A 13,652-nucleotide genomic window follows, 5' to 3' on the forward strand; every position below is an offset into this window, starting at 1 on the left:
TTGAATGACCTTCAGCCTCCTTATCGATAAAAGTTTTACTCCACAATACCGGTTCTTTCGATTCCCTCCACAAAATATCGCTGTGTGAACATAAATAGAATTAATGGGGGCAATATGACAAGAAGCGCACCTGCCATTTTAATAGGTTCGTTAAGATCGAAAAATGTAAATCCCAGAAAACTCGCTGTGCCCATGGAAGCATTTAAGCTATCCTGTAAATTTTCCAAGCGGCCGGACAATAGAACGAACTCTCCATTTTGTAAAAATAAAGACGGCTCAAAGTAATTGTTCCAATGCCAAACAAAAGAAAATAGAAAAACGATTAACATGGCCGGTCTGGATAAAGGGAGCATAATTTTCCAAAAAGTGCGAAACGGTCCTGCTCCGTCCATCCTTGCGGACTCTTCAAGCTCCTTCGGGAAGGATGAATAAAATTGCCGGAATATGAGTATAAACAGTGCGCCTTTAAGCCCTTGGGCAAATAATGCCGGTATTAGAAACGGCAAGGGAGTATTGAGCCATCCCAGCTTTACATAGGTGACAAATAACGGAATGACAATCGTTTGCGGCGGAATTAAAAAAGTAAGCAAGACGATAACAAATAGTATATTCTTCCCCGGTATATGCAATCTGGCAAAGGCGTATCCCGTCATTGAGCATGAAAAAACTTGAAAAATAGCGGCTCCTACAGCTACAAGCAATGTTTGAAATAGTCCCTTCATATATTCCAAACCAATAAAAGCAACCTGATAATTGCCCCATTCAAGCACTCTGGGCAACCATCCGATGGAAGGGTCCAGCATTTCGGCAACGCTTTTGAGCGAGGTTGAAATAATGTACAGAAGCGGCTTCATATACAACGTTGATATGAACAATAAAATAGTAAAAACAAAAAACTTATACATGAAGCCGTCTACGATCGATTTTCCGATAAAAAAATATCGCGCTCTTTCTTTCATCATGCCTTCCTCCTGTTCTTCCGGCCGGCAACTGCCAGCAATAACACAATTGGGATCATAATGATGATAAAGTAAATCCAGCCCAGCGCACCTGCGTATCCGTAGCCTGTTTTGATATCAGACATACTATTTATAATATGTCGCAATACGGGGTTAAACGGATTGATGGATTGTTCGACAAGCGTGTAAATCAAATTCAGAAAAATAAATGGCACGATGACTGGAAATGTGATCTTCCAAAATGATTCCCATGGTGTGGCGCCGTCTATATTAGCCGCCTCAAAAGTAGAAGGAGGGATCGTTTGAAATGCTGCCAAAAATATAATAATTTGAATACCGGAATACCACAGAATAATGACAAACTTGGAAATTAAACTAACTAATGTGCCTGCAATTGAAGGAGGAAATAAACTATACACGATAGTTGTTACATCATATTGTTCATCAAAAGGCAAGGCTCCTTGTCCTTGTCCAACTAATTCAAGTAATACTTGTCCGGTAGCAAATATGACTGGCAGGAAAAAGATAGCTCTAAAAAACATACGTCCTTTAAACTTTTGATTTAATAATACGGCCACCAATAATGCAAATAGTACGGTCAGAGGAACGATAAATAATAATTCGTTAAAGAACAGCATCATTTCTACCGGAAAAATATTGTCGGATACAAACGCATATTTAAAGTTGTCAAAACCAATGTAGGTGTAGTCCAATCCTGTCCCTTCACCGTTTACTTTCACCTCGTGAAAACTGATGTACAGGGAATAGGCAAACGGGTAGGCAACAAAACTTAGAATGCCAATTAGCCATGGCAGCAGGAAAAGAGAGTTTTGAAGTATCGTCTTATGATTTTTTTTCATTGTCCCCTCCTGTTACCTTATAGGAGTAAGGCTCAACCAACTCCCCCAGTAAGCGAAATGGCTTGTCGCTGTAATTCACCCATACTTTTTTTCCGTTCTCATATTCTGTCTCATATACATCCGCTGCCAAACGGCGATGATGAACGATATATTGGTCCATTACTTCCTGCTGAACAGCCTGATAGGCCTGGTACTCTTCTAAAATCTGTGGCAGCAATATCTCAAACTCAGAGCTGTAAAGTCCATTATAGTATGTGTTCTGCAGCACATCGGGCGGGGCCTCAGTTACGAAATAATTGGGTGCGGCCCCATATTCCAAATCTCTTAAAAACTCAATGATCGGGTCATCCCTCCAATTTCCGGGTATTGAAGAATAACTGACTAAGCCATGCAGCGCCATAGGATAAAAAGGAACCTGCTCATCAATAATCAGATCGTAATTGGAGCTCATCGGCATTTGAAAAATGTGATCCGCATAGGGCAGAGCAAACATTCCCGCTCCTGTGACCGTCAAGCTTTCCGTTTGCTTGCTTATATTTTCTAAAACCCGTTTTCGAGATGCGAGAACTTCTCCTCTCAGCATCCAATGCTTGCTGCTGTAATCGCTATGAAGTCCTGAACCGCCGTCCTCTATCCCTACTCTCTTAACCGTTAAAGCCGCATAGTCATTCATCGCTTTATTGACGTATTTCTGTTCGACAACTTGAGGACTTATGAAGTAACGACTATACTCGTTTGCTTTTCCCTTCACCGTTAACCCATCAATGCCTTTGACTGCCTCGGTTCTGGACTGAAATCCGGTCCCTGAACGATCTGCTGCGAAGTAGAGCGTATCATCAAGTCGCAATTCAATTCCTTTGTCCGCCAGGAAGGACTGGAATTTATCGAAATCGGCTTTCCCTCCGCTTTTTCCGGGAATCGGCAACCGTTTGGGCGCCTTGGACAAGTACCCCCCGTTTTGCCAGCCCGATAACCCCACCTCCATATTTGAAATGCCCGTATCAAGCAATCCTTGCACCATCCGTTCAGCCTGGGTGAAGGTGGTTGCTGATACGTATTTATTGCCTAAAGAGGTTTTTTCTGTAGATCCTATCGCAATATTGAAATATAGCTTTGGAGAAGCATCATTCGCAGTTATTCTTTGCATGCCAACATGTTCGATCAGATAGTTTCGAAAGGTTTCTGCCAATGCGGAATATCCCTCCCTTTCACTGTCAGACCACAAATAGCGAATTGTTCTTGGCTCGGCCGCTATGTTTTTTTCATAAGAGGATTCCGTTCTGCCCAGACCCTTTGGCTTCATATACGGATACCTTAATGAAAAACTTGCATACACAAAATTGTAGCTATTTCGCATGCCCGATGTTCCGGCAACAATATTGGCTCTTGCCTCCCCCTTTTCAATCACCGCAATAAATCCCTTTTCCTCGGTAGCCATGCCAAATACGGGATATGCAATCCCATCCCTATTACTTCTGTTTACACGATCGGCGCCGCTTATGGAGGCATCATGATCATAGACGGGATAGCTATACGGTTTCCTTGTCTTGCTGCTCTTCTTCAGATGGATAAGTCCGCCTGGACCATCAGGCACTAATATCGAACCGTTCGCTTCCTCATCCCCCGCTCCGAAGAAAGGCAGTAATTCAATGCTTACGAGCTGGTTGTCTCCTGATTCCGCTATTCCATACTCCGGGATATGAGCGACAAACTGTCCATTCTCCAATACATATTCAATATAAAACTTAAATCCAAGACTGGGGATGTCGTATAGAACTCCAATACCGTCAGTTAGTGCTGTCCATGTCATTTCTAACGGAAACTCCACCGTATTGGATACCTTTACATTTACATCATTTTTCACCAAATAATAAAACACGAATGGTGATTTCAAGCTCTCCAGCCATAATCCTTTTGCCGTTTCCTCTTTGAGAGAGCTGCTCACAGGGTTGCTCAACCACTTTTCATTGTGCTGTTCTCTATCTATCATGATTTGACCTGTAGCATAATCAATCCATAATGTTGTATCCACTTGTTCGGCAACTAGATGCCATACTTGATCGCCGTAGTTCACGATTGGAGCTGCCAATGGTTCTTTCTGAAAACTTCGTTCCGCAAGCATTTCTTCCATATTGTCCAAGCTGTCTGCCGTGATCTCATTGTCGCCCAATTCCACTTTGCCGAGCACAAAAACGAGTAATAGAACAACAACAATCGTGGAGCCAATCGGGATGGCTTTGTGCTTTATACCCTGCATACAACTTCTCGCTATTGATCGTATCCATTGTCTAAACACGCTCCAAAACCTCCCGTCCGAAACTCCAGAAGAAGTCGATTCCCTGATAAACCAATCCCACTCCAACAAAACCAAATAGCAGAATACATATTGCTGCAAACAAGGATACTGCAGTCACTCCCAACGCTTCCTTTAAGTTGTAATTTTGCGCCGTCTGAAGACCGATAAAGAAAAGCAAGCCCATCCAACCGTAAATAGCATAGTTGGCCGCTTGATAAATGATATCTTCTTGCAGCGTCAAAGCATTCGATAGAATCTGAACCGGCAAGTGAAATAATACAAGCGGCACCATGGCATAGGAATGAATAATAAACAAACGTTTGAACGGGGCTTCTCCTTTCATAATCGAACCGATCAAATAGCTGGCAATCAACCAGACAAACCATAGTAAAAAGAATTGAAGCGCTTCAATTTTAAAATCCAACGTTTGAAAGTCCTCTTTCGCAAACGGATAACTCACAACGGCTTTCCCGGCCATATAACAGCCAAAGCTCCCCACGAGCAATACGATCGCTGTCCATGGTTTCGTTTCATGCTGTTCGGATAGCTCGCTCATTGTTTTTACAGGATGTTTTAGTACTTTGATAATCGAGCGCCAATGATTTGAATCCTCCCGATTGCTGATGTTTTTTTTCCTGCCCGAATAATTGAAGTACTTTCTTGCTTTGATAGCGATAAAATAACAAAACCAAAGAGAGACAATGACCGTCATGATCCAGCCGAAATTTTCGATGAGCCAGCTCATTCTTAGCTCCCAGAAAGCTTGAGAATAGCCCTCACGATCCTTCGAAAATTCGAAGTAGTCCAATGCAGCGGCAAAGCGTCCATATTGATATTCGGCTTTCGCAATACCTTGATGGGCTCTGTCCAGCAGTCCGTTCATTGCTCGCACTTCTTCCCAGAGTTCACGACCGGCTTCATACTGTCCTCGTTGATACAGGTCCAATGCACGATGCAACGTCTCGCCATATTCCGTCTGCTTGAATACTTGAATGAGATTCAATTCCCCATCTGCAACGAACATATCGCCATTCGAATTCGTTACGACACTGGTGGGCCGCTTGAAACTTCCAAGCCGCTCCTCACTGGAATGAATGGACCCAAAAAGCAATAATAAATGTCCAGAACTATCATACTGATAGATTTCTCCATTCGTAGCTTCAATGGCTGATATAAAACCTTCCTTGCTGACATCGACGTCAATAAATGAAAATTTCTCATTCGGTCCTATCCAAGGTGCAAAATTATTGTTTCGGAACAAATCTATCCCGGCAAAGTTCAGCCGCCTTAACTGTCCAGCCTTCATTCCCTGATTGACTGTGTAAATAAAACCTTTTTCGTCCACAGTCGCATTAGTGATAGCTCCCGGCAATCGAGCTTGTTCTTGCTTTAATTGTTCTTCCGTATAAAACTTCTGTTTGAAATTTTCAAGCCACGTTCTGGAAACTTTATTGGCTCCAAAAAAACCAACAAACTGCCCTTCTTGATCCAATTGAAGCAATCCCTGATAACCGCCTTTGGTCGCAATGTACAAATAGCCTCTGTGATCCAATACAAGCTTTGACGGAATAAATGCAAATGTCGTCGGGATAAGATCCGATTGAGGCGAACGAAATTCAGTTGCAAACTGCCCTTGTGAATCAAACTTTACAATTCTTCGGCTCCCTGTGTCGGCTACATATATGTCCCCTTCCTCGGTTACGAATACGCCTTCCGGTCGGCGCAATTGTGATTTGGAGTCTTGATTATGTTCGGAAGGAATGACACGTTGAACGGACCCGTCCTTACTTAAATGAACAATACGATCATTTCCGGTATCCGCCACATATAATTCATCATCAGTTGTCATAAAAAGCCCTTCCGGCGAGTTAAACCCCTGGTAAGTCGTAACAGGTACATAAGCGTGCGGCATTCTCATCCACTTGCCGTCAGAATTAGCCGTATAGGTTCGGTATGGGAGTTCTGCTGCGGCTTTCGAGCTTGGTAACAGCAAGAAGACAAGTGCCGCTATACCAAGGATTTGAGCCCATCTGCGTACTGCTTTATAGGTTTGGCTCTTCACATCTCTCCCCCTCCCTATTTGATGCCCGAATGCGCCATTGTCGCTAATATTTTTCTTTGAAACAATAAAAAGATGATTAAATTGGGCATAAAGATCATTAAACCCGCAACTGCAGCCATCCCTTGTCCCACTATGTTATTGGCAACCCCATTTGTTAAAGTCATCGCATAGTAGGGTAGCGTTTTCATCGATTCTGTCTGCGTGTACAGGGCTGATGTTTCGGTTTGAGACCAGGTGCTTTGGAAGGCCAGTATGCCCACAGTCGCAATAGCCGGCAGGCAAACCGGAACAATAATTCGAAGTATAATGACCCAGTCCTTGGCTCCGTCTATCTTGGCGGCTTCCAGCAGCTCATTGGGAACCTGATCAATAAATTGCTTTAAAAGAAACACGCCTACAGGGGCGGCAATCAATGGCAATATATGAACGAAATAAGTATTCATAATGCCTAGTTTGGCAATGACCATATAACGCGGTATGCCAACCGTCTCCGGCGCAAACATTAAAGATGTAATAATAAAAGAGAAAAACAACTGCTTTCCCGGAAAGTGTTGCTTGGAAAACGCATACGCGGCGGCTACGCTAAAAACAATAATGCCCAGAACGGCAAACCCCGTAGATACCAGACTATTGAAAAAGTATCTTGAAAACGGGACAATTAGCGTTTGTGTGCGTAAAAACAGCTGCTTGAAATGAAAAAAAGTCGGGTTTTCAACAAAAAAACGCGGCGGATATAAAAACAGCTCGTTAATAGGCTTGAACGCATGATTCATAATAAATACGATAGGCAGCAGCATAAATAGTGATAACACAACCAGAAAGATCATATTGCATATTTGAAATATATCCCATCGTTTAAAAGCTAGCCGTTTTATCTTTAGAAGCATAGGATTGGTCACCTTATTCTCACTCCTTCGAACCAAATATGGCGAAGGATAGCTTTGTAGTTGCAAATACTATAATCAGAAGTATGACTGACAGCGCACTTGCATAGCCTAACTCGAACCGGGTAAAAGCAAAGTCATCAATATGATTGATCATCAAATGACCGGAATACTGCGGCGTTATCGTCCCCGAAGCCAGAAGAGTCCCAATCTGTCCCGCCTTCAGAGTGCCGACAACAGCCATAATGGCGCCGAACAACATCTGTGGCTTGATTGCCGGAATTGTGATATAAATAATTTCCTGCAATCGATTGGATATACCATCAATAGAGCCCGCTTCATATAATTCACGGTTGACCGTATCCAGCCCCGCAAGCATGGCCAGAAAGCCTACTCCCATACTTGACCATAATGAAACGATAATCATAATATTCATGAAATGCTTCGGGTTCTGAAGCCATAAAACAGGCTCATCCAACAGTCCGACCGATAAAAGGAAATGATTCAAGTATCCGATTCTGTCTCCGCTAAATAAGACAAGCCATACAACCGTTAGGGCTACTCCTGCCGATAAGGAAGGGATATAAATAGCCAGTGTAAAGTAATCCCTCACTTTTTTAGACACTTGATGAATCAGCCAAGCGAGTAAAAATGATAATAAATAACCGATAGGTCCTACAATAATGGCAAATTTAAACGTATTGGGGATTGCATGCTGCAAAAATATTCGATCTTGTGTGAAGATAGCCAGAAAATTGTCCCATCCAATAAACTTGGGAGGCGATATGGCATTAAATGAAAAGAACGAATACCCAATGGCAATAACAATGGGAACCACTATAAATAAAGTAAAAACAATCATGAATGGAGCAATTAAAAGGTACGATCCTCTGGCGTTCCATATATTTTGAAGCAGCAGTTTCCTCATTCCTCATCCCTCCATGCCGGTTTTTGCAGCGAAGGAATGGATAGCGGGTGGATCATTTCCCCGTTGTTGCCGCGCAAACTGAACTCATGCTGCTTTCGAGTCATTTCTCGATTAATTTCTGTATACGCTTGTTCCAATGCCTCTCTGGCGTTCACATTCTGAGTGATGACCTTATTCCATGCAAAGTCCATTTGCCTGGCTGTAAAATAACCGCCCGGAACTTGAGGCGCTTCTCTGAACCATGCCAGTTGATCCAGCACGACCTCCAAATGATCAGACGACCAGGATAGATTGGGCAATGCATCCTGATTGGCGGTATTCCATAATGCTTCCGGTCCAAGACTTGCCTCAAGCTCATTGCCAAATCGCTCTTGAACATCAGCGGACACCCACCACTTAAGAAATCTCCATGCATCCTCTTTCCTTTGCGTTTTGTTATAGATGACTCCCGCTTGCATCGCTCCGCCCGACCATCTTTGTATTTCTCCATGCTCATCGGCAACTCCGGGAATTAATTTAATTTCCCACTTTTTGGCCAGTTCAGGAGCCGCGTATAAAACCTGCAGATACGTATTAAAATCAACAATGCCAATAGGCAGCGTTCCCAGCCTGAAATGACTATAGAAGCTTGGCACTTCCTTCGGCAATTGATACAACGTGAACATCTCTACCCATTGCTCAAAGCCTCTAAGCGCCTCTTCACTATTCAATACCGACTCCATCCCGTTATCCCCATACAGCTCCCCGCCATTCTGATAAATAAACATCTGGTAATCTTTCGGGGGGACAAACATGTCATAGCCATTTTGCTGCAAGGTTGGCAACAGACTTTTTAAATCCGACCATGTTTCTGGCGCGCTTATACCAAGCTGATGAAAGATATCTGTTCGATACATCATGATTTGAAATCCCTGAACTTCAGGCAGAGCATATTCCTTGCCATCGTAGTGGAATACTCTCAGTGCATTAGGCAGAAACTGTGCGGCAACCTCTTCGTAATCAGAAAATTGGGACAAATCCTCTAATGCTCCTCTGATTGCAAAATCCACCGGCATCGCTTGATCAACTCCCAGCGCAACATCAGGGAAAGAATCCGACAGATTCCCCAAAATAAACAACTGCGGATCGGGGACGATATTGACATTGACCGGGATACCTGTATCCCGTGTGAAGCTTTCATCCGCCATTTGTTGAATAAGGTTCACATAGTCGCGACCACGATTGACCCAGACATGAAGAGCATTTGGATCTTTTCTCCGAAAATCGTAATCAATTGTGAATGTTTGGTAGAAACTCTTTGCGAAACTTCCTATACTTCCCCAAAAATCAGGTTTTGATTTCGGCAATACCGCTTCGGGTTCGGCCACCCATATATAATCCAGCATTAATGGCTGATCCAACAATCGAAATGCCCAATTCGATAGATTGTTTTGAACGGATCGAAAAATAGGAAGACTGGATGCAATTTTACGCGGCTTGCCAAGAAGGCGTTCAATATCATCCGCACCTGATAAAAAAGCATTCTCCGTATCCGATTTTCCACTCGTAACGGTTGCCATATAGGAGGCCAACTCTCTCAGTTGTTCAGAGATATCGGTCATTCTATCCGTTAAATCCGGAATATACTTCTCCAATTGCCAATCACGATTCGTATCTAAATTGCCCGCTTCATATCCGAAATTGCCAGTAACTCGACGAATTTGTTGTTCCAAATCGCCAATTTTCTGCAGATTGGATACGATACCGCTGTATACAGGCACAATCGGACTTGCGTTTACCGTCATTCTAATAATATGCTTGCCTTGATTAAGCGGGATCAGCAGCTCATTGTTTTCATGATCCGTTAAGCTTTTTGTGTCCCATTGCCATGAAGTATTATAGGGAAATGCAACCTCTTTCATTTCATCAAACAACAGCTTGCCGTCAACAGTAATTGTTCGATAAGAAAAGGAATTGTTTAAATAGGCCTGCAAATACTTAAAACCTAGTGTGTAGTATCCGTCCTTCGGAACTTCAACTTCCCACTCGATCCACTCTCCAGCTTTACGGAACATTTCACCGCCGATTACATTATAGATATTTCTTCCTTCTGTTTGCGGCGATACGAGCGGGGCATCAATGGACTGCAAGCTAATCGCCGTATTCGACTTACGATAAACTTGCTCAGCTTCAACAATTTGATACCAACCCGCTTCATGCTTTGACTCAGCTGGCCTATCAGGCTTAGCTTCCTTATAAGAAACGGCGGTCTCAGGAGGGGCAATATATACTTGTTCAATTTTCACTGCTTCACGAACATGGAGCAACCGTATCGTACGTTTGCCTTCCGTCAAGTAAAACCGCAACGGCTCTGAGGAGGCTTCATAGTCCGTAAGCCTTGCATCAATGGATTCAAGAACGGACACGGATTGCGGCCGTCGATCGTTACCATGGCTATCCTTCTCGAAAGGATATTGACTATGCTTGAATTGACGTTTTAAAGGCAATCTCTCTGCTTCCTCGAAAGGATAGCTGCCATCAATTTGCACGCCCCGTAATATATCGTTCATCTTTTGATCAACGGCAGCATACAGAAACCCTATATTGTAGAAACCCGATTTTTCAACCTCGAACTCCCATTCCATCCATCCATCCACTTCATTCCAGATAATGGATGTACCTCTCTCATTTTGCTCCGCCATATCGCCATGCGATACAGCGCTAAACGCATTGCCATTCAGACGGATAATCGGTGTATCCGATGGAACATCAGTTGCTCCGGCGGCGTAAGCATTCGTTATTCTAGCGCGATAAGCGTTTTCTCTTCCCTCCAGTCTAACCATATCATTGTGGCTGAACTGTTTTTCCTCTTCTGTTTGCGCTGAAATGTAGAACGGCAGTCCGCACAAGAGCAGACTCAGGGCAGCAACGATCAGCCTGCGGCCATTCAGCATAACAACTCCTCCGTCCCGCTATCGAAGAATAGCAAGCTTTCCCCTTCGAGCCCAACGTGGACTTCCTGACCTTCTTCAAATCGTATTCGGGGGCTGACTCTGGCTACAAGCCGATGTTCTTTATTATGCAAATACAAGTAGGTATCTGAACCGAGCAATTCTTTCATCTCAACTGTGCTCTTGTATTGCATGCCAATAAATTCGTCTTCGGCGAACGCACTTGCTTTGCATACAATATCCTCGGCACGAACTCCCAGCACAACCTGTTTGTTCATGTATCCTTTGTCCAAGAGGATGCCAGCTTTTTCGGCCGGAATATGAAGACCGTATCTGCGAGTATCGAATATGACTTTTGCTTCGTCCCCTTTAATTCTGCCATGCACGAAATTGATGGGAGGCGAGCCTATAAAGCTGGCCACAAACATATTTGCAGGCCGATTATAAATATTTTCCGGTGTGTCCGCCTGCAGGATCTTGCCGCTGCGCATCACTACAATTTTCGTTCCCATCGTCATCGCTTCAATCTGGTCATGAGTCACATATATAAATGTTCTGCCTAATTTCCGATACAGCTTGCCTATTTCTTCACGCATTTGCACGCGAAGCTTCGCATCCAGATTGGAAAGCGGCTCGTCCATCAGAAACACTTCGGGCTCTCGAACAATTGCTCTGCCAAGCGCAACTCTTTGCCGTTGTCCGCCTGATAGTTGCCGCGGCTGCTTGGACAGAAAAGGCTCAATATCCAATATGCGCGCCGCACGTACTACTCGTTCCTGAATTTCAGCTTTGGGCAGCTTGCGAAGACGCAAACCGAAAGCTATATTTTCAAATACACTCATATGCGGGTAAAGAGCATAATTTTGAAACACCATTGCAATGTTGCGATCCTTGGAAGAAACATCATTCACTCTCTTGCCGTCTATTAAAATATCTCCTTCTGTGGCATCCTCCAGCCCGGCAAGCATACGCAGCAGTGTCGACTTGCCACATCCGGAAGGACCAACAAGCACAAGAAATTGTCCGCTCTCCGCTTCCAAATTAAAATTCTCAATGGTATCCTGCCGTTCACCGGCATATCGTTTTTTCACATTTGAAAACGTTACTCTGGCCACTCCCGCACCTCCGTATGATTTAAAAAGTTGAAAACAATCTAAGCTGCTTGCGCAGCCTAGATCGTTTAAGATTTGTGCATATTATTGGAGTGAATCCAGCTTTTCTTTCAGCTTTCTATTAAACTCCTCGATCCGGGGCGGATAATAATCATATGCACTCTTCTCTTGCTGATAGACCTCAGTCCTCATATCAAGCGTGATCTTGTCGAATTCAGCTCCTTCGTACATCTCAAGCACAGGATCGAACTGTACGATTTCTGCTGATAAATTAAGAGCTTCTTTGTTTAACCCTTCATACACGGCAACATTGTTGAAATACTCAACAATCTCGGGATCGTCTGAATTGGGGAAAGTCCCTCCGATATCCATCAGAATCTTTTGGCCTTCCTTGGTGGCGGCCCAGAACTTCAAAAATTCCCAAACCATTTCCTTATGCTTTGTGGCCTTTGCCATAAACATGCCGCTATTCCAACCGAAAGTAACTTGCTTGGCTGTTCCTCTAGGCAATGGAGCAACATCCCATTCAAATGGCAATGTCTTAAACCCTGGTATTACAGGAGATATCGTATAGGTGAACAGCGCCTGTCCGTTTTGCCACAGCGTTTCCGGCTGTACTCCTGCCGCCTCGCTTCTCGCATAATTCAACAGCACATTGTCTTTAATCATCAGATCCTGAAAAAATTGCAAATCATCCAACACTTCAGGAACGGACCCATCCGCCAGATTTTTAGTTAAATCTTCATTAAATCCCCACAGACGCGGTGCCGATCCATTGGCCACAGGCATAACATTGGAAGCCTGCATAAACCAAAGTGAATTGTTAAGTCCCCAATGCTTGGCCTCAGGGTCTGTCGCCTTAATGGCCATTTCTCTGAAATCATCCCAAGTCCAATCATGCTTTGGCTCTTCCAGACCATATTGCTTCAACAGCTCTTTGTTGTAGAACATTAACATGACATCATTGCCGCGTGACAATCCCCATTGCTTCCCGTCCATCTGAAAGGTTTCGTTTATACCGGGTTTGAATGGATACGCCTTAAATTCCTCATCTTTCTCTATATAAGGCGTTAAATCCTCAATAAGATTATGTTCAATGAGATCCGTCATCGCCGGATGCCAGAAAGCATCTATCGGATTGCCTGCGGCAATGGCTTCCGTAATGATCTGAATGCCTCCCTCTGCAGTGCCAGGATGGCCGATATACTCAAAGGTGACATTAGGATGAAGCTTTGTGAATGCCTCGCCAATTTTTTGGAAGTCAGTCACTTCCGGCAACCACCAGGCAAATCGAAGTGTAATCTTGTCATCAGATTCTACAGACGTTGTCACCTCTGGTTCTTTGCTAGGATTATTGATTTTGTTATCGCTTTCATTATTGTTTGATTTTGGAGTGTTTTCTGAGTTAGAGCTGCATGCCGTTGCAACCACCAACATCACTACTAACAATGCCGCCATAAACAACTGAAACATTTCTTTGTTACGATTCATTTACCTTCCCCCCTAGTTTTTTAAGCATACTTGGCTTATAAAGAAATGGTATCCTAAAAAACCAATTTATTCATCAATTAAAAGGACAGCATATCGGTCAAAAAGGACAGCTTTTTGAAAAAAAATTCAC

9 protein-coding genes are annotated in these 13,652 nt (G+C 43.6%); all 9 read right to left on the minus strand.

The features are described 5' to 3' along the window. Positions 1-35: 35 nt before the first annotated feature. Complete coding sequence (locus M6D81_RS19565; RefSeq protein ID WP_262678666.1) at positions 36-962, minus strand: carbohydrate ABC transporter permease; 927 nt, start codon at positions 960-962, stop codon at positions 36-38. After that, entirely contained in the window at positions 959-1,819 is an 861-nt protein-coding gene (locus M6D81_RS19570) for a carbohydrate ABC transporter permease (RefSeq protein WP_262678667.1), read from the minus strand. The genes M6D81_RS19565 and M6D81_RS19570 overlap by 4 nt, the downstream gene beginning before the upstream one ends. Further along, complete coding sequence (locus M6D81_RS19575; RefSeq protein WP_262678669.1) at positions 1,803-4,115, minus strand: DUF5696 domain-containing protein; 2,313 nt, start codon at positions 4,113-4,115, stop codon at positions 1,803-1,805. Before M6D81_RS19575 ends, M6D81_RS19570 begins: the two co-directional genes overlap by 17 nt. Further along, entirely contained in the window at positions 4,108-6,177 is a 2,070-nt protein-coding gene (locus M6D81_RS19580) for a YIP1 family protein (RefSeq protein ID WP_262678671.1), read from the minus strand. The genes M6D81_RS19575 and M6D81_RS19580 overlap by 8 nt, the downstream gene beginning before the upstream one ends. A 14-nt stretch (positions 6,178-6,191) precedes the next feature. After that, entirely contained in the window at positions 6,192-7,076 is an 885-nt protein-coding gene (locus tag M6D81_RS19585) for a carbohydrate ABC transporter permease (RefSeq protein WP_262678672.1), read from the minus strand. Positions 7,077-7,083: 7 nt separating this feature from the next. Then, positions 7,084-7,989, minus strand: a complete 906-nt coding sequence (locus M6D81_RS19590; RefSeq protein ID WP_262678673.1) for a carbohydrate ABC transporter permease — start codon at positions 7,987-7,989, stop codon at positions 7,084-7,086. After that, a complete protein-coding gene (locus tag M6D81_RS19595) occupies positions 7,986-10,922 on the minus strand; it encodes an extracellular solute-binding protein (RefSeq protein ID WP_262678674.1) in 2,937 nt (978 codons plus the stop codon). Before M6D81_RS19595 ends, M6D81_RS19590 begins: the two co-directional genes overlap by 4 nt. Then, on the minus strand, positions 10,916-12,034 hold the full coding sequence (locus M6D81_RS19600) for an ABC transporter ATP-binding protein (RefSeq protein ID WP_262678676.1): 1,119 nt from the start codon (positions 12,032-12,034) through the stop codon (positions 10,916-10,918). The genes M6D81_RS19595 and M6D81_RS19600 overlap by 7 nt, the downstream gene beginning before the upstream one ends. An 81-nt stretch (positions 12,035-12,115) precedes the next feature. Further along, positions 12,116-13,522 (minus strand): ABC transporter substrate-binding protein, encoded by a 1,407-nt coding sequence (locus M6D81_RS19605; protein WP_262678678.1) that lies wholly within the window; start codon positions 13,520-13,522, stop codon positions 12,116-12,118. Positions 13,523-13,652 lie beyond the last annotated feature (130 nt).

Origin of the sequence: Paenibacillus sp. J5C2022, assembly GCF_025567625.1 — a bacterium.
Classification (GTDB): domain Bacteria; phylum Bacillota; class Bacilli; order Paenibacillales; family Paenibacillaceae; genus Pristimantibacillus.